Here is a 16,125-nt window from a genome sequence, read left to right as displayed (position 1 = left end):
ATTCGCTCGGGAGTAGACACTTTGGAACAATGGTTTGTGATGAACGCGGGCAAGCAACTCGGCCCGATGGACGCGGATGCTGCACGGCTGATTGCCCGTGAGTCGCCCGGTGCGTGGTGCTGGAAGCAAGGCATGCCGGACTGGCAGCCGATCTATCAGGTGCCGCAGGTGCGCGCCATGAAGAAGGACGGTGTGACGCCTTTCCCTGAGCCGACGCCGGACATGATCCAGCCCAAGCCGTCGGGGCTGCCCGCGCAGGCAGCCCCGATACCCGCGCCGGCCTCTGTACCCGCCAGACGCCCTTCGTTTACGCCTGATCCGAACGCCTCGGGCGGCTATGGCCTGGCGCAGACCACCGATGGCGTGGACTTCAAACTGTACGGCACGGAAACCCAGTTCATCGAACTGGAACTTGACCCAGGCGAAAGCGCCGTCGCCGAAGCCGGGGCGATGATGTACAAGACCTGCGACGTGCAGATGGAAACCATCTTCGGCGACGGCAGCAATCAATCGTCCGGGCTGCTGGGTTCGCTGTTCGGTGCTGGCAAACGCATGCTGACCGGCGAGAGCCTGTTCACCACGGTGTTTTCGCAACAGGGTTCGGGCAAGGGCCGCGTGGCATTTGCAGCGCCCTACCCCGGCACGATCCTGCCGCTCAACCTGCGCGACTTCGGCGGCAAGCTGATCTGTCAGAAAGACAGTTTCCTGGCCGGCGCCAAAGGCGTCTCCATCGGTATCCAGTTTCAGAAGAAAATCCTCACCGGCCTGTTCGGGGGCGAAGGTTTCATCCTGCAAAAACTGGAAGGCGACGGTTGGGTGTTCGTGCACATGGGTGGCACGGTGCGCAAGATCGAACTGGCGGCAGGCGAAGCGCTGGATGTCGACACCGGCTGCCTGGCAGCCATGACCCAGACGGTCGATTACGATATCCGCATGGTCGGTGGCGGCATCAAGTCGATGCTGTTCGGCGGTGAAGGGGTATTCTTCGCCAGACTGACCGGCCCCGGCACGGTATGGCTGCAAAGCCTGCCCTTCTCTCGACTGGCCGGGCGCATGCTGGCCGCAGGGCCGGCAGGCGTAGGCAGAAGCGAACGCTGACCTCAGCACTACGTCATTAGATTGGAGAAATCCCGACTATCGTGCGGCGCTCTGCGTCGCATGCATTTCCGGACGCTCCGCGTCCTCTGGCGACGCAGAGCGTCGGGAACTGAACTCCCACGCTGGAGCTTGAGGAACGAGACGCTCTAACACCCAATAAAAAACCCCCGCCATCGCTGGCGGGGGTTTTTATTGGGCGCTGCCCGGGTTTAGCCGATTGCCACGCCGTGAGCTTCTGCCAACGGCTTCAGACCGCCGGCAAAGCCTTGGCCAATGGCTTTGAACTTGAACTCTTCGCCATTGCGATACAGCTCGCCAAAGATCATCGCGGTTTCGGTGGATGCATCTTCCGACAGGTCGTAGCGAGCGATTTCCTTGCCGTCAGCCTTGTTCACAACGCGGATGTAAGCGTTGGAAACCTGGCCGAAGCTTTGCTTGCGCTCTTCGGCGGAGTGGATGGTGACCGCGAAAACCAGCTTCTTCACTGCGGCTGCCAGGCCAGTGAGTTTGACCGTTACCGACTCGTCATCGCCTTCGCCAGCGCCTGAACGGTTATCGCCAAGGTGCTCGACCGAACCATCAGCCGACTTCTTGTTGTTGTAGAAAATGAAGCTGTTGTCGTCCAGCACTTTGCCATTTTCGCCAACGATGAAGATCGACGCATCCAGGTCGAACTCGGTGCCATCGGTAACACGCGGATCCCAGCCCAGGCCTACGGTGATTTCTGTCAGGCCCGGAGCCTCTTTGGACAGGGAAACGTTACCGCCTTTACTCAGACTTACTGCCATGTTCTTGATCCTTTACAGAAAAGTGGTTGGGCGTGAATCAGAAATTCATGCCGAAAGAGTTGGCCAATGCTTTCAGCCCCCCCTTGAAACCGCTACCAACGGCGCGGAATTTCCACTCGCCGTTATTGCGGTACAACTCAGCGAAGATCATTGCGGTTTCGGTAGAGGCATCTTCAGCAAGATCGTAACGGACGACTTCCGCGCCCGACTTTTCATTCACTACGCGAATGAAAGAGCGGCTCACCTGGCCAAAATTCTGGCCACGACTTTCTGCGTCATGAATGGTCACCACGAATGCGATCTTGTCGACGTCAGCAGGCACACGGGTCAGATCGACCTTGACCACTTCGTCATCACCATCACCTTCACCGGTACGGTTGTCACCGGTGTGCTCGACAGAACCGTCGGCGCTCTTGAGCTGGTTGTAGAAAATGAAGTCAGCTTCACTGCGGACCTTGCCATTGGCGTCCAACAGGAATGCGCTGGCGTCCAGGTCGAAATCCTGTCCGTCAGTGGCTCGCGGATCCCAGCCCAGACCGATCAATACGTTGGTCAGGGTCGGGTCGGTTTTCGACAGCGAAAGGTTGCCACCTTTTTGCAGAGTCAAAGCCATGATTCGTTTATCTCCTTTATCCAGTGTTTACGCTTTTTCTTCCGCGGATTCGTCTTTGCCCGGGAAGAGCAGGCTTGCAACGATACCGATGATCAACACGACGACCACAACCAGCAGGCTGGTGTTGGCGCTGATCTCGTAACCGTGATGGAACAGGTGGTTGGTTGCGTTCAGGCCCAGTTTGACGGCGATGAAGAACAGCAAGGCGATAACCGCTTTCTCCAGGTGCACCAGGTAACGCTTGAGGGCTTCCAGAACGAAGTACAGGGTACGCAGGCCGAGGATCGCGAAGAGCATGGCCGAGAATACGATCAGCGGCTCGCGGCTTACGGCGATGATTGCAGGCACGGAGTCGAACGCGAACAGCACGTCGGAGATTTCCGCCACAACCAGACACAGGAACAGCGGGGTCGCGAACAGAGCGCCTTTGGCCGCCAGCGTGATACCGGCGTTTTCAGGCTTTTTGACTTCCTGCTCCAGCACCGAGCGACTGACGAAGAAGTTGCTGCCGTGCAGTTTTGGCCACACCGGGAACAGCTTCTTGGCGAAGCGATAAGCCATGTGTTGCGAGTAGTCGACTTCTTCGTCGTCGTCATCGCCTGCTCTGAGCATCATGATGGCTGTCCAGGCAACGATGACCGCAAACACCACTTCGACCCATGGACCCAGCGCCAGCAAGCCGGTACCGATGGCGACAAAAATGCCGCGGAAGACGATGGCGCCGATGATGCCCCAGTACAGAACGCGGTGGCGCAGGCCATCCGGAATCTTGAACCAGGAGAACAAGGCCATGAACACGAACAGGTTGTCGACGCTCAACACTTTTTCCAGCGCATAACCGGTGACGAACAGCGTGGCGACTTCAGAGCCGTGCTGGACATACAGGAAACCGGCAAACGCCAGCGAAATGGCGACCCAGAAAATCGACCACGCCGAGGCTTGCGCGAGGGTGATTGGCTTGTTTCCCCGGTGGGAAAACATGTCGATAGCCATGGCCGTAACGGCCAGACCGACGAAAACCGCCATCGTGAGTGGAGGGAAGCCTAGAGAGGTGCTTTCCATTTAACTGCGTTCCTTAGGGTAAAAAATTACAGGTCGAAATCGGACGGGTTGAGGCCAAGCTCTCGACAGATCGTGCGGCAGACTTCCCGCTCTTTCTCATCGAAGCTGCCATCGGCGCCACCGATAGCACAGCAGACGCGCACCAGCAAACGGGCTGCATCTTCTTTCTTTTTGATCTTGCCGATGGTTTTCAAGGCCTCGGCGCGACCAATTTCAAAATCGAACTCGAACTTGGAGCAGGCTTCCTGGAAGCCCTGGATGACGTCCTTCATGTCGAAAACTTTCAGTTCCTGAGAGTTCTGAATGAAGCCGGCCATTTTCTGCTTTTCACTGGAGCTGATATCACCGTCTGCGGCCGATACCAGAGCACAGCCGGAAACCACAGCCTCCATGAATTCGCGATTCTTGAACTTCGAGACTTCCGAAGCCAGCTTGTCGCGAGCAGCTGTTGCGTTTGTTTTCAACCAGTCCAGCATGTCTATCTCCCATGAGGCGGCACAGCCAGCCCAGAAATACCACGGTATTGTTTACTTGGAACCGGCAGCCCAGCGCATACCCCAGCCGTAGGCTTTATCCATGTTGCTGTGGCCGTTGTGGAAATCCACGCGACGCGTCACCTTGACCGCACCGTTGTCATTTTCCAGCAGGGCAATGGCACACATGCCCTGACGACCGCCCTCTTCATTGAGGCGAACCTCGATGGGCGGCTGGCCCGGCGCGTGAATGGTGACCACCCCGTCGGTTTCCTTCCAGTTCGGCGCACCTTCATAGATGAACGCGTACACCAGAATGCGACGGATCTTGCTCCAGTGCGCGCCATTGATATGCAGCCACTCACCGTCGCTGATCGAGCCGGTACGGTCATCGCCCATCAACTTGATGAAAGGCTCGGTGTTGAGCGAACCGAACGAGTTGCCCAGCGCCTGAACAGCGCCTTTGAGACCGTCCTGCATTTCGAAGAGGCAGCCTACATCAAGGTCGATGGCATTACTCTTCTTCATAGAGAAGAAGCCGCCGCCCTTGCTGTCGTTACGACGGTTCCAGTTCAGATTGACCCGAATCTCACCGAAACCGGCACTGGATTTTTCCAGACTGATCGACGCACGGGTCTTGTCGAGCGTGATCTTGCTCAGACTGACGGTCGACTTCGGTGCAAGCGCGGGAACAGGTGCAGGTGCAGGTGCAGGTGCAGGTGCAGGTGCAGGTGCAGGCTGATCCTGCGGCGCAGCGACTTCAACACCGAAGTTTTTCGCCAACGGCTCAAGGCCGCCGGCAAAACCCTGGGCCACGCAACGGAATTTCCATGTCCCCTGACGCAGGTAGAACTCGCCCAGAATCAGCGCGGTTTCTTTCATGCCGCTGGTCGGGATATCGGCTTCGATACCGCCGGTGATGCTCAATGCCAGGCGTGACACGCTGCCGAAACTGGCCTTGTTCTCATAGATGGTCGCCGTCAGGGCAACCTTCTCGATGACCGAATCCAGACGGCTCGGGTCAAGACTGAATACCGCGCGTCCGACTGAGGCTTCCGTCTGCTGCAGCGCACCGCCGTTCACGCTTTTCTGGCCGTAGAAACACATGTCCTGATCGCCACGGACCTTGCCGGAACTGGTCAGCAGGAACGCAGACACGTCGATATCCGCGTCCGCGAGCGGAGCGTAAATAATTTCCACCGTCAGCGGACCGGCAGCGACCGGCGCGTTGGCGCCCGGGACAAGTTGGGTCATACGCGTATAGCCCCGATCGCCAGCTCGACCAGATCATCAGCAGTGCGACCGTTGGTGACCTGGCCGACTGCGGTGAAATCCCAGCCCGATGGCGTGCGCGTCAGGTAGGACATCACAACGCCGGTGTGCTGGCCTTTTTCGGACAGATCAAAGCGGCCCAGTTCATTACGGCTGCCCAGATCGACAATACGGCAGTAGGCATTGGCGACTTTTTCGAAATTCTGACCGGTGAACGAATTGACGGTGAACACCAGGTATTTGACGTTGGCAGGCAGTTTTTCCAGATCGACGCTGATGGTTTCATCGTCGCCCGCGCCTTCGCCGGTCCGGTTGTCACCCGAATGCTGAATGGCACCGTCAAGCGATTGCAGCTGGCGAAACCAGACCAGATCGAGGCGCCCTTTGGCGGCGTCAAGCATGATGCACGAGGCATCAAGGTCGATGTCGCCACCGCCACCACCGAGCAATTTTCCGAAGAAACCGCTGGCTTTTTCAGGGTCCCATCCAAGTCCCATGCTGACTTTCTTGAGGCCTGTACCAGCAGTTTTCTCGAGTGAGATCGTCTGGTTCTTTGCCAAAGTGAGTGCCATTTTTCGCTCCATGTGACGTTGGATTTCGGATAAAAGTGTTACAGCCTTACCGTGTTGGCCCGTCTTTGCCATCAGGATTGTGTAACTTGGCGTTAACGGGGCCTTTATAGCGGCCTCGACGCCACGTCGGATGGAACAAACGCCAGTGCGCATCCTGAGCAGCGGCGAGCAATTCGTGGTCACCCCGGGTGTCGCCCCAGGCGCGAACCCGGAACTGGGTCAGTGGCCCGTAGACACTCTCCAGGCGTGCAACTTTCGAGTCGCAACGGCAGTTGCTGCCTTCGATCAAACCGGTCAACCTGCCGTCGATCACTTCCAGGTTGGTACCGATCAGCTCTACTTTCAGACGATCAGCGAAGGGTTGCAGGACCATAGCAGGCGATGCTGAACAAAGCGTGACAATGGCGCCCTTCTCGATTTCAGCGGCGATGGACTCCAGCGCTGCGGGGCGCATCAGGCGCTTCCAGTGCGATTGGCAGAAAGCTTCGGCCTTTTGTTGCAGCCATTGCACTTCAACACCGCTCAGAAAAGCCTTGATCAGACGGCCCTTGAGTTCATCACGGGTCAGGCGCTTGGCCAGGTAGCCGATGCTGGGCAGCACCAGCCGCGCCATGCGCACCGAAAAGGCACGTTGCCCGAAAGCGAATTTGAGAAACGGGACAAAGCTGTCGTGGCGGGTAATGGTCCCGTCGAAATCGAAGACCGCCAGCAGGCGCTGTTCCACTTCGATTTCAAGGTCGGGCCCTACAGGCTCAAGATCGGGTCCTGCGTTTTGAAGGTCAGGTTCTATCATCTAGCTAACTGCCTCAGCGAGTCGAATGCTGGCATCCATGATCGAAGCGGGTGCGGATAACACTCCATGCCATTTGGCGCGCTCCATGATGTGGGTTGCCCATTTATAGTGGGTAGCCGGTTCACACATCGCATCGTTGTACTTGAACACTGCGGGCGCCACAGAGTTCAAAATCATCCGGGCGGAGTTCATGTCCTCCAGACTGACGCGTAGCGCATTCTGAATGATATTGACCTGCGAGGGGTGAATTGCCGTTTTGCCGACCAATCCATTGGTAATATCCAGCGCCAGCTCATGCTGCAGAATGTCCGGAGTGGCCAGTTGCTCGAAGACCGGTGCGGTGAGCGCAAAGCCCTGCGCCCCCATGACGCCTGCCAGCATGGGGATGACATACCCCATTGGCGTCGAATACAGGGTCATGGCCGGATTGCGGCGCAGCCCCAGACAGCCCATCAGGTCATTGCCTCCGATGCGCAGCGCAATGATCCGCTCGTACAGGCTGGCCTTCAAGGCTTCCCCCAGCTCGACCATTGCTGCCGGATTGAACACCTCCGGAGTTTCCAGTGTAGGCATCAACGCCAGCGCCGGGTTGGTGACGGCCTGCTCCCAGCTCGTCAGACTTTTCAGCGAGAGCTTAGGAACAACGAAACCGTCGACGTGCGCCATCAGCGGCCAGTCGTTGAGAATTCGCGCCATCGCCGCGTCTCTCGGACGCACGAACAGCAGCGGACCGTTGGCCGGACGACCGCCATGATCGCGGATACGGGTGAGTACCTGACGAAGATTGATCAGTGCCGTGTCGACATCGGTCAGTGCCACGGCGTCTTCCAGACAGACGACCAGCGAACGCAGCTCGGGAATCTTTTCACCGAACACCACATCGACGATATCGTCCCGGGTCGCGGGCATGTACAGCGTTGCCCCCAGCGCATAAGGCGAGAATAAGGCCATTAGCTCAGACTCCGAATGATGGTCACGGCCCGATAGGGCCCCAGGAGATCGCCCACTTCTTCGACGGGAATCCCCGCTTTTTCGGTCAGGTGCAACAGCAATTGCACGTCGCTGTCAGCCAGGTTGCGCACCAGTACGTGATCCGGCACGCGGCGCATGACCGCTCTGGTGGCTTCGGCAATGCCCGGCTTGATGCGATTGAAGTTATTGATCCTGAAGCGCTCGGCCAGACGGTCGACCACCTGTGATGCGGCGGCCTTGAGTTCGGTTCGCTGAGGCAGCGTCCAGGGTGTCAGTGTGAGCGTAGAACTGTTTTGACGACGCTGGCTGTCGATCTGTTCAATAAAAGACTGCGTGACGTCGTGGTCCAGCAACTGCTCGTACACCACGCAACCGTGCAGCCCGCCGTCCGTCGGCCAGATAGAGCGCGACACCAGACCCGACACCGTGGCACCGAGAATGCCGGACGGAATCACCCAGTCTTCTGCCGACGCTGCCAGCCAGGCGCTGCCGCACGGATCGGCCAGCACCACCAGCCGAGGTTGATCCGGAAAGCGCGTATCGCCCGCCAGACTGCGACGGATCTCACCCGATATCGCGCCCTTGCCGGTCCAGCCGTCGACGAACACGATGTTCTGCGCACCGTGGGCCTGAATGATGGCTTCAAGCGCCACCGTATCAATGCCGCGATCACGGACGATACTGATGCCGTAGTGGTGCGCTTCGCGACCCAGATCGATCAGCGCCCGCCGCAACAGCACACCCAGCGGCAGACCGGCGCGCACGAACGACACCAGAATGATTTCAGCACCTGCGCACTCGCGGGCGAGCGCCTGGGCCAGGACCTGTACATCGTCGGCCATGCGCGCGCCGTTCTGCTCGAGCGCCCGCTCATAGAGCGCCTTATGGGCAGCGCTGGGGGCCGACTCTTCGCTGATCATTTCCGAATAGTGCTTCTGTCGCGTCTGAATCAGGCGCTCCTTCTCCTCGACGCTGGTGGTCTGCAGCGCCACGCCGCGCAGCAGAAAGTGCACGTCGTCATGCAGGTAACTGCCGCTGCCGACCGTATCGAGCCCGTGAACGGGATCACTCATGCGCTGCTCCGACAAACATTTTCGCCAACTGACTGCGGGCAGGTGTCGCCCACCAGTGGCACTCGTCCATGAAACCCAGATCGGTAATGCTGTCGCCAAAACCGAGCACCGGGCGTTCGCCATTGATCGCCTTGTCGCGCCGCAGCCACTCCTGGACTGCGTAACGCTTTGCCAGCCCTTCGGGCAGGAAGGCCAGATTGTTGCCGTTGCCGTGAATATGCATACCGTCGAGCAAGCCCCGCGCCTGCACTTCGGCCAGTACTTTGCCGAGGATGCTGTCATCGCTCTCGTTGTGCTTGGTCACCACGTAATGGAACAGCTGCGCCTCTTCGACCACCCAGCCGCGCAGTGAAAACCCCAGCTCCTGACCGATCGCCAGTGTCGTCGCCGACAGCTCATGCAGGCGTGACTGGTAGCTGGCCAGGGTCCGTTTCATCTGCTCGTTCCAGTCATGATCCAGCCGCCCCATGACATCAAGCATCACGCCACCATGGGAGCAGATCGCACCTGAGGTGAACGGCAGTTTGACCCGGCTGTAGGCCTCGACACTGCGCGCCGTCACCGGCACCACGTCGGAATGCGCCAGCAGCCAGTGCGCGAACGACTTCTGCACGTTGGTCATGTAGCCGTTGGCTTTACCCGTGATGTCCAGGGTTGCGACGTGCTTTTCAATGCCAGCCGGGGTTTTGCGCGCGGTCTGGAACAGCGTGTCGTCCAGATCGACGAAGATCAGCGGGCGGTCGTTACTCATCGCAGATGACCTCGGCGTTCAGTGCTTCGATCAGCTCGGCAGGCACGGCCTGCCTTGGCGTTTCGGTACAGATCAGCACCCGGTCGAACTGCCCCGGCCGCACGTTGTAGAGGAAATTGGGGATGCCCAGGCCATAGTTGTCGGAGAACGACAGCGCATGGTCGATGGCATGGCCGAGTGCAATCGGTGAACGGCTGGTGGAACTGAAATGCACGTCGGCTCCGGCCTTCTCCAGACGCTCGGCGAGCAGGAACGGACGCCAGACGAATTCACTGGTGCCAACTACCAGAATGCGTTCGCCCTTTTTGACGGTGATGCCGGGTGCCAGCGTATCGGCCACCGAGAGCACACCCATGCGCCCCCAGTCGTTGGCCGTGACCAGCGGCCAGTCACCCATGGCGACGGTGCCGACTTCCGGCATCTCCGGCAGCGGCGCGCTTGCGTCTTCATCAAAGGAGTACGAGCCTTGCAGCAGCGAGACCTGCTCTGCCACTGCGCCCATCGAGGTACTGACCGCGCCCGCCGACCAGTCAGTGAGCACGCAGGTCACCACCCGCTCGAGCTTGCTCAACCCGGCATCGACCAGCGCCTGATGCAGATTGATGAAGGTCTTGCCCGTCGACGCCTCATCATCGACCAGCACCAGCGAACGCGCGCCGAGCATCATCTCGCGTAGCGTTGGATCAACGGGCAGGTGGATCAGATGAGCGCTGGCATGGCTGTGCTCTTCTTCAAAGCGGGCGAACAGTGCGCTGCCGGTCGGATGGCGGGTGCTGACCATGTACAAGGCATCCGCGCGCGTTGCGCTGTAGGCACGGTGTACGCCAGCGCCGAGTCCGACAGCCGTTTCGGCCATGCCGATGACCAGCACCGGACCGGGCAGATCTGCGGGGATCTTGTGCGCCAGGTCCTGAAAACTTTTCAGCATCACGCTCGGGCGCGCAGGGATGTGGCGTCCCAACACTCGGGACACGAAGAGAAACGCGCGCTTGGGGTTACGCCGCTCAGCGAAGCCGAACAGCGAATCCGGAGCGATGGTCGACGAATCGACGCTGACATCGAGGCGACCACGAAGCAGATCAGCACGAAGCTTTGTAGGGTTGGAAAAAGCTGCGCTGCTGTCCATCGATAAATTCCTGATTAACGGGGCCGCAGCCCCTGACGCCTGCGGATCAGGCAGGCAACACCGACTTCACTGGCGAGAGGCTTCAACGAGCCATAACGACGACTGAGCGGTGCGCGAGATTTCTGTGGTGGTGTACGACCTTTCCGGGCGGGCATGCGCAGCGTCGATGCGGCACGCCTGCAGAAAGGCCAGCAGCAATGCGGACTTCACGGCGAAGTTCATGTTTTGCCCGTCCGGTACGGTTGAGGTCACCATGCCAATCACCGCGCCACCGTTGTCGAATAACGGGCTGCCACTGGACCCCGGCTGTATCGGTGCCGTGAACTGAAACAGGCTGGCATCGTTGTGCAGGCCGAACAGACCGGAGATACCGCCCTGAGTCACCTGCAACCCGCCACCTGAAATGGATGCCAGTGGATAGCCCAAAACCGCTACGGTATCACCCGGCTCACAGCCCTGCCCGTCCCGGAATGTAACCGGAGACAACGGCGGCGCACCCTGCACGCGCAGCAGCGCGATGTCATTGCGACGGTCGATGACCACTGGCTCGGCCTTGTAACGGCCTTCAAGTGAAGTGATGTAGAACACGCCCATGTCTTCGATGACATGCGCACAGGTCATGACGTGCGCCGGGCCGACCACGAACGCCGTGCCGGTCGCCGACTCATGCCGAGGACCACCCGAGGATCCGCCAGACGGACGACGAGGATGGCGATCATCCACGTCCAGTCCGATCTTGCGCCCGAATGCCGACAGTCCATACGCCGAGCCTTCGCTCAGCGCGCGGAATTTCCATTGCTCATTGCGCTGGTAAAACTCGCCGATGATGATCGCCGCTTCGCCGTTATCGCGCAGGTCCAGGCGGTGCTCGATGTCGCTATCCACTTTGAGGTGCAGGCTGCCGATATCACGGATCGGCCCCATGGCCGCATAGACATAGACCATCAGCAGCACGCGATCACTGCCTGTCGGCAACCTGTCCAGCCTTAACGTGCAGCCAACGTCCTGAGGGCCGCCGCTCCACTCCATCCAGCCCTGCTCCTGATGCAGCAGCGCCGGATCACCCATCGGCTGGCGCTTGTCGTTGACCGCCAGCAAGGCGACCGCTGCGTACTCACCAAAAACCGAAGACTTACCGCTCTCCAGGTTCCAGGGGCAGTGGGCGTTAGCTAAAGCAGTGTTTGCACCTGGCGCAAGAAGCTTCATGCCCGATCCTCCCTGATAAGAGCGATTAGTGATAGCAAAAATCTATTATCACGATCAAACCGAGGCCCGTACAGCGACCGTGATGGCCTTGACGCGGATATCTTCCAGCCAATGTGTTTCCGGTTCTTTCAAGCCGAGACGCCGGGCCGCGAAAATACCCGGCAGGTTGATGCCGGTTTCACGGGTGTAGCCAATGCCCCCTGAATAACGCGGGTTGATCTCCAGCAAGCGCGGCTTGCCATCCGCGTCGTCGCGGGTCTGAACATTGATCAGCCCGTCGCAGGCAAAATGCTCCGCCGCACGTACCGCGAGCTGTACCGCTTCGCTGTCACGCTCGAAAGTCTGATTGAGCCCCACCTTGCGCCGCCCGACGAAAGCAACCGCCTTGCCGTGCTCGCAGACCATGTCTACCGAACACTCACTGCCCGGCATGTACGGCATGAGCAGCATGGCGGGAACATCATCAGCCTGACGATAAGCATTAAGGTACGCCTGAAAGGTCGTCTCACGCGCATCCGGGTTGGCGAAACAACGAAAGTCGTCAACGTCGGTCTTGAAGCGCCAAAAGCCGCGGCCGTAAATCCCGACCACCGGCTTGATGCACACCTCGCCAGACACCGCCAACGCATCGTAAGCCGCCTGCAACTCCTCGGCATTGCTGACGGCAATCCCCGGAATACACGCCAGCCCCGCCGCCTCGGCCGCCGCCGTGAAACGACTCTTGTCATCGACATCCATGAAGGTCTGCAGGGACGTTCCGCCGGTAACGAGGTCCAACCCCTCAGCGACAAAACGGTCACGCTGCGCTTCGTAGAAGCTGCCTATACGCCCGGCGACAATAATCTTGACGCCCAGCGAGCGAGCGGTGTGCAGCACCCAGTCGACACGTTCCTCGTTATCGACCGGCTCTTGCAGCGCCACATCGGCCTGCCCGGTGATTTCAGAACGTTGCTGGCGATGCGAAGCGATGATCTGCACCGACGCAGGCAGCGCATCGCGCGCGCCTATGATCACTTCACGCTGGCTGGATTGCCCTTCAAGGAACCAAATCATGTCAATCTCCAGGAGACAACGCCGTCAGCAACGGCCTTGTCGAATTTTGTAATAACTGTTTTGCTTCGAAATGTTCGGATTAGGGCAAAGTCACGCAATTTTAAACAGAGGACGCTGGTATGAAGTGGCTGAGAAGGTCGATTTGGCTTGTGGTATTCGTTGCACTGGGGATCGGCGCATTAAGCCTCTACTACGTCCTGCCGCGCCATGATGTCGTGATGATCACCGGCGTGGAAGTCAAAAGAATGGACGCCGACGGCGTCATTAACGCCGAAAACCCGGCAGACGGCCCGACCCGCGATGTGTACTTCATCAATACCGAAGACCCGGACAGCAAGAAAGTCGTGGTCTATCGCAACGAAGACACCGGCTGGAGCTTCCCGTGGTACTTCAAATTCGACTCCGCCGACATCCAGGCCAAAGCCCAAGGCTACTCACGTGATTCCCAGCAACTGGCTTTGATTCGCTACTACGGCTGGCGGATAACCATCCTGTCGATGTTTCCCAACGTGACCGAAGTTGAAGCGGTGACGAGTCGTGATCAGCCGTTTCCGATTTTTAACACGATCTTTTTTGTGGTGGTGGGGTTGCTGGTGGTGATGGTTGTGGTTGGGGTTAGGAGGAGGTTTAAAGGGCGGGCGCGGGTTGATGGGGTTGTGAGGTAACTTTCGTACTTTAGATACTGCGAAAAGCCCGGTCTATGATCGGGCTATAGATGGAGCTGCTGGAACTTGCGGGCGGTAGAAAACGCCCATGGCACACGAAAGGCTGCGCCGCCTTCGATTAACAAAGCCTGCTCGGTAATTGAAGGCCACCACTTGACCAGGTTTTCTGCCTTGTTCCAGTAGGTCATTTTCCCCCATTGCCTGGCAAGACAGAAAATGGGCATCCCACACTCCCGGAATGCCCGACGCTCAGCGTCTCCCTTGGAAAACTTGTCCTGAGACACGACCGCCCAACCGCCCTCTTTTTTGAGATGGGTCACCCATTCAATATCAGCGGAGTTGGCAGGGAATCTTTCACGCAGCGATACCACTGAGTGACCTTCACTCTTGGTCAGCTCATTGAGCGCTCTGGCGATGGCGGGCGGCAGGTTGTTATCGATCAAAAAATTCAAGCCGCGATCCTGTGCTCAAAATTAACTGCGGCTTCCACTGCCGCAGGCGGAATCTCATAGAGTAAAGCCACACGTTTCGCGTTCTGACCTTCAGCCAGATAAGAATGATAGATCGCTGCTGTGTCGATCCCCGTTGTTGCCAACACCGGTTTGCCAAAATTCCTTGCCGGGTCCAAAACGACTGCCTTGCTTCGCTTGACCGGATACCAGCGCTTTGCCGACTCTTCACCTGCGTAATCAATGCCCTCATATAGGAAAGGTGTAATGACCTGTTTAAAGGCATATTGCCGCTTCACCAGATCCAGCAGAGCCTCATCACCCGTCTCATCCAGAACCGTTGCAAAAATATCTCGTCCGTCAGTCTGAAAACGTCTGCACGTAAACGGGTAGCGCTGACCGAACATTTCTCTGGCTTGTAACGAGGCGCTGCGGATCGCTTGCAAGCTGACGCCGTGCTGGCGAAATGCGTGAACAAAACGAATTTCCAGCAGATCGTGGAAGCCGAGCAGCTTGTCGTTCAGAAATGCGACCTCTGGCGTCCAGAGGCCGGGGTGATCTACACCTGCCGCGCTATAGCCGAACATCCATCTGCGAATGTCTTTCGCCGGAATGCCAGTGTATGAGGACGCTTCTGCTGGGGTGTATAGGCCCACACCGAGGAGGCGACTGGGTAATGCGGTGGTGTTCATAGCCCCTCTCTTCTCATGTGTGGAGTAATCAGGTGGGTAATTCTGGGCTTGATTCGGATATCAATCAACGAACGTTTTGGTAACCGAAGCGGATCAGGAAGTGACCTAATGCAAAAGCTGAAATGTCCTACAATGCCATCGCATAACACCAAGCAATCGAATCAAAGCGCCCCCAACGAAGCACATCCGCCGGGGGCGTTATCGTTTCAACAGGTGAGTCTAACCTGAGTCTCTAGCAGGCTCAGGCCTTGTTGAACAGTTCGGGCAAACCTTCCGCTTTCAGTACAGCCTTGACGGATGGACGTGCTTCGACTCGGGCCATGAACGCTTGCAAAGCAGGTTGCGCTTCCAGCGAAATGCCAAAATTGACAGACCAGCGTGTTACCGCGAACAGGTAGGTGTCAGCAACGCTGAAATCGTTACCCAGAAGGTAATCACGACCATCCGTCAGCAGGCCATTCAGGTAGGTTTGTCGAGCGATGACCGGACGCTGAGCGTCGGTGGCATCAGCCCCCTTCGCCAGATAGAAAAGCGGTGTCCAGGCCTTGTGATACTCAGCAGCCAGATAATTGAGTATCTCCTGCAGCCGTGCACGCTCCAGCGTGCCGTTGGCTGGCACCAGCGCTGGTACGAAGTGGTCACCCAGATATTGCAGCACGGCAGCGCCTTCAGTCAGAACAGCACCGTCATCCAACCCCAGCGCAGGAACAGCACCTTTGGGGTTGATCGCGTAATAGTCATCGCCGGATTCAAGCGTGTGCTGCCGCAGATTAACCTTGACCAATTCGTGAGCGACACCCGCTTCGTGCAACACGATATGAGCGGCAAGCGAGCAGGATCCGGGAGAGTAGTAGAACTTCATAGGTGATTGTTCCGGTGGTTGAGAATGACCAGATCCTAGCACCCAGATAACTTTTGTATAGCTGGTAACTTAAGGTTACTCTCATTCTCCGGTTACCATTCTGTAACATGGTTACGCGCTGGAAACTCGCGACTCGACAAAGGAACAACCCACCATGTCCCTGAAAATGCGCAAAAGCAAAGTCAACCATCCCGTCCCGGAATGCGCGGTGGCGGCGTGCATGTGGCTGCTGGGCGGAGTGTGGACTCCAAATCTACTGTGGAGTTTGAGTGCCGGTCCTCGACGATTTGGCGAACTGCGCGTTGATATTCCCGGCATTTCGGCAAAGATGCTGTCGGTACGGCTTAAGGAAATGGAGGAGAAAGGTGTGGTTGTTCGGACGGTGCTGGCGACTTCGCCGCCTTCTGCGGAGTACAGTCTTTCGGAGTTGGGGCTGGAGTTGCTGCCTGCGATTGAGGCGATTGCGGAGATTGGGTATAAACTTAGGTTGGAGCGGAGGAATGAAATGGTTGAATTGGCAGGTGGTAAACCACAGTTGAAACAGTGACTGGCCTTAGTGTGACGTCAGCATCAAGAAGACCATCATACTAGCTGAAAACGCCAAT

Annotated in this window: 19 protein-coding genes; 3 read left to right on the top strand and 16 right to left on the bottom strand. The window is 58.2% G+C overall.

From position 1 onward, the window contains the following. Positions 1-21: 21 nt before the first annotated feature. A complete protein-coding gene (locus AC54XV_RS04690; protein WP_181015060.1) occupies positions 22-1,098 on the top strand; it encodes a TIGR00266 family protein in 1,077 nt (358 codons plus the stop codon). Positions 1,099-1,307: 209 nt separating this feature from the next. Here the strand turns inward: AC54XV_RS04690 and AC54XV_RS04685 are convergent, their stop codons facing one another. The 13 genes from AC54XV_RS04685 to AC54XV_RS04625 all read right to left on the bottom strand — a co-directional run bounded on the left by AC54XV_RS04685 (position 1,308) and on the right by AC54XV_RS04625 (position 12,852). Beyond that, positions 1,308-1,886 (bottom strand): TerD family protein, encoded by a 579-nt coding sequence (locus tag AC54XV_RS04685; RefSeq protein ID WP_003317757.1) that lies wholly within the window; start codon positions 1,884-1,886, stop codon positions 1,308-1,310. A 37-nt stretch (positions 1,887-1,923) separates the two neighbouring features. Beyond that, positions 1,924-2,499: a TerD family protein gene (locus AC54XV_RS04680; RefSeq protein ID WP_011266647.1), complete on the bottom strand. Its 576-nt coding sequence runs from the start codon at positions 2,497-2,499 to the stop codon at positions 1,924-1,926. Between the two features lie 27 nt (positions 2,500-2,526). After that, a complete protein-coding gene (locus tag AC54XV_RS04675; protein ID WP_024643081.1) occupies positions 2,527-3,561 on the bottom strand; it encodes a TerC/Alx family metal homeostasis membrane protein in 1,035 nt (344 codons plus the stop codon). A 26-nt stretch (positions 3,562-3,587) separates the two neighbouring features. After that, on the bottom strand, positions 3,588-4,037 hold the full coding sequence (locus tag AC54XV_RS04670) for a tellurite resistance TerB family protein (protein ID WP_003371299.1): 450 nt from the start codon (positions 4,035-4,037) through the stop codon (positions 3,588-3,590). A gap of 51 nt (positions 4,038-4,088) precedes the next feature. Beyond that, positions 4,089-5,288, bottom strand: coding sequence for a TerD family protein (locus AC54XV_RS04665; RefSeq protein WP_496718032.1), 1,200 nt, complete (start codon positions 5,286-5,288; stop codon positions 4,089-4,091). Beyond that, positions 5,285-5,878 carry a TerD family protein gene (locus AC54XV_RS04660; RefSeq protein ID WP_003406588.1) on the bottom strand — a complete coding sequence of 198 codons (594 nt, stop codon included), beginning with the start codon at positions 5,876-5,878 and terminating at the stop codon, positions 5,285-5,287. The genes AC54XV_RS04665 and AC54XV_RS04660 overlap by 4 nt, the downstream gene beginning before the upstream one ends. Positions 5,879-5,924: 46 nt before the next feature. Next, positions 5,925-6,671, bottom strand: a complete 747-nt coding sequence (locus AC54XV_RS04655) for an HAD family hydrolase (protein WP_011266644.1) — start codon at positions 6,669-6,671, stop codon at positions 5,925-5,927. Continuing rightward, on the bottom strand, positions 6,672-7,622 hold the full coding sequence (locus AC54XV_RS04650; RefSeq protein ID WP_011266643.1) for an HpcH/HpaI aldolase/citrate lyase family protein: 951 nt from the start codon (positions 7,620-7,622) through the stop codon (positions 6,672-6,674). It lies immediately after the preceding gene. Further along, complete coding sequence (locus tag AC54XV_RS04645) at positions 7,622-8,716, bottom strand: cysteine protease StiP family protein (protein ID WP_024643083.1); 1,095 nt, start codon at positions 8,714-8,716, stop codon at positions 7,622-7,624. Before AC54XV_RS04645 ends, AC54XV_RS04650 begins: the two co-directional genes overlap by 1 nt. Next, the gene (locus tag AC54XV_RS04640; RefSeq protein WP_011266641.1) at positions 8,709-9,467 is read right to left on the bottom strand and encodes an HAD family hydrolase; all 759 of its coding nucleotides are present in this window, start codon (positions 9,465-9,467) and stop codon (positions 8,709-8,711) included. Before AC54XV_RS04640 ends, AC54XV_RS04645 begins: the two co-directional genes overlap by 8 nt. After that, positions 9,460-10,593 carry a phosphoribosyltransferase domain-containing protein gene (locus tag AC54XV_RS04635; RefSeq protein ID WP_057456876.1) on the bottom strand — a complete coding sequence of 378 codons (1,134 nt, stop codon included), beginning with the start codon at positions 10,591-10,593 and terminating at the stop codon, positions 9,460-9,462. The genes AC54XV_RS04640 and AC54XV_RS04635 overlap by 8 nt, the downstream gene beginning before the upstream one ends. Positions 10,594-10,659: 66 nt before the next feature. Continuing rightward, positions 10,660-11,799 (bottom strand): trypsin-like peptidase domain-containing protein, encoded by a 1,140-nt coding sequence (locus AC54XV_RS04630; RefSeq protein WP_011266639.1) that lies wholly within the window; start codon positions 11,797-11,799, stop codon positions 10,660-10,662. A gap of 54 nt (positions 11,800-11,853) precedes the next feature. Then, positions 11,854-12,852: an ATP-grasp domain-containing protein gene (locus AC54XV_RS04625; protein WP_496718028.1), complete on the bottom strand. Its 999-nt coding sequence runs from the start codon at positions 12,850-12,852 to the stop codon at positions 11,854-11,856. A gap of 119 nt (positions 12,853-12,971) precedes the next feature. On the opposite strand from AC54XV_RS04625, the gene AC54XV_RS04620 reads away from it, so the two are divergent. Then, entirely contained in the window at positions 12,972-13,517 is a 546-nt protein-coding gene (locus AC54XV_RS04620) for a DUF1523 family protein (protein WP_003317774.1), read from the top strand. A 44-nt stretch (positions 13,518-13,561) separates the two neighbouring features. Here AC54XV_RS04620 and AC54XV_RS04615 read toward each other — a convergent pair whose 3' ends face one another. From AC54XV_RS04615 to gstA, 3 genes are all read right to left on the bottom strand, one after another. Continuing rightward, positions 13,562-13,969, bottom strand: a complete 408-nt coding sequence (locus AC54XV_RS04615) for a PIN-like domain-containing protein (RefSeq protein WP_024652517.1) — start codon at positions 13,967-13,969, stop codon at positions 13,562-13,564. After that, positions 13,966-14,658, bottom strand: a complete 693-nt coding sequence (locus tag AC54XV_RS04610) for a DUF433 domain-containing protein (RefSeq protein WP_032636592.1) — start codon at positions 14,656-14,658, stop codon at positions 13,966-13,968. Before AC54XV_RS04610 ends, AC54XV_RS04615 begins: the two co-directional genes overlap by 4 nt. A 241-nt stretch (positions 14,659-14,899) precedes the next feature. Beyond that, positions 14,900-15,520 carry a glutathione transferase GstA gene (gene gstA / locus AC54XV_RS04605; RefSeq protein ID WP_129450346.1) on the bottom strand — a complete coding sequence of 207 codons (621 nt, stop codon included), beginning with the start codon at positions 15,518-15,520 and terminating at the stop codon, positions 14,900-14,902. Positions 15,521-15,674: 154 nt separating this feature from the next. Here gstA and AC54XV_RS04600 point away from each other — a divergent pair, with 154 nt between their 5' ends. Continuing rightward, the gene (locus AC54XV_RS04600) at positions 15,675-16,067 is read left to right on the top strand and encodes a winged helix-turn-helix transcriptional regulator (RefSeq protein WP_103378520.1); all 393 of its coding nucleotides are present in this window, start codon (positions 15,675-15,677) and stop codon (positions 16,065-16,067) included. Positions 16,068-16,125 lie beyond the last annotated feature (58 nt).

It is taken from the genome of Pseudomonas fragariae (ex Marin et al. 2024), from assembly GCF_059621105.1.
Note: the sequence above shows the minus strand (reverse complement) of the source record. Positions and strands in the feature narration are given on the sequence as shown.

Excerpts from the sequence above, each read along its gene's own strand:
- AC54XV_RS04635 (WP_057456876.1), bottom strand. The coding sequence starts at position 10,593 with ATGGACAGCAGCGCAGCTTTTTCCAACCCTACAAAGCTTCGTGCTGAT.
- AC54XV_RS04670 (WP_003371299.1), bottom strand. The coding sequence starts at position 4,037 with ATGCTGGACTGGTTGAAAACAAACGCAACAGCTGCTCGCGACAAGCTG.
- AC54XV_RS04625 (WP_496718028.1), bottom strand. The coding sequence starts at position 12,852 with ATGATTTGGTTCCTTGAAGGGCAATCCAGCCAGCGTGAAGTGATCATA.
- AC54XV_RS04685 (WP_003317757.1), bottom strand. The coding sequence starts at position 1,886 with ATGGCAGTAAGTCTGAGTAAAGGCGGTAACGTTTCCCTGTCCAAAGAG.
- AC54XV_RS04650 (WP_011266643.1), bottom strand. The coding sequence starts at position 7,622 with ATGGCCTTATTCTCGCCTTATGCGCTGGGGGCAACGCTGTACATGCCC.
- AC54XV_RS04640 (WP_011266641.1), bottom strand. The coding sequence starts at position 9,467 with ATGAGTAACGACCGCCCGCTGATCTTCGTCGATCTGGACGACACGCTG.
- AC54XV_RS04675 (WP_024643081.1), bottom strand. The coding sequence starts at position 3,561 with ATGGAAAGCACCTCTCTAGGCTTCCCTCCACTCACGATGGCGGTTTTC.
- AC54XV_RS04630 (WP_011266639.1), bottom strand. The coding sequence starts at position 11,799 with ATGAAGCTTCTTGCGCCAGGTGCAAACACTGCTTTAGCTAACGCCCAC.
- AC54XV_RS04660 (WP_003406588.1), bottom strand. The coding sequence starts at position 5,878 with ATGGCACTCACTTTGGCAAAGAACCAGACGATCTCACTCGAGAAAACT.
- AC54XV_RS04665 (WP_496718032.1), bottom strand. The coding sequence starts at position 5,288 with ATGACCCAACTTGTCCCGGGCGCCAACGCGCCGGTCGCTGCCGGTCCG.
- AC54XV_RS04680 (WP_011266647.1), bottom strand. The coding sequence starts at position 2,499 with ATGGCTTTGACTCTGCAAAAAGGTGGCAACCTTTCGCTGTCGAAAACC.
- AC54XV_RS04645 (WP_024643083.1), bottom strand. The coding sequence starts at position 8,716 with ATGAGTGATCCCGTTCACGGGCTCGATACGGTCGGCAGCGGCAGTTAC.
- AC54XV_RS04620 (WP_003317774.1), top strand. The coding sequence starts at position 12,972 with ATGAAGTGGCTGAGAAGGTCGATTTGGCTTGTGGTATTCGTTGCACTG.
- AC54XV_RS04600 (WP_103378520.1), top strand. The coding sequence starts at position 15,675 with ATGTCCCTGAAAATGCGCAAAAGCAAAGTCAACCATCCCGTCCCGGAA.
- AC54XV_RS04610 (WP_032636592.1), bottom strand. The coding sequence starts at position 14,658 with ATGAACACCACCGCATTACCCAGTCGCCTCCTCGGTGTGGGCCTATAC.
- gstA (WP_129450346.1), bottom strand. The coding sequence starts at position 15,520 with ATGAAGTTCTACTACTCTCCCGGATCCTGCTCGCTTGCCGCTCATATC.
- AC54XV_RS04655 (WP_011266644.1), bottom strand. The coding sequence starts at position 6,671 with ATGATAGAACCTGACCTTCAAAACGCAGGACCCGATCTTGAGCCTGTA.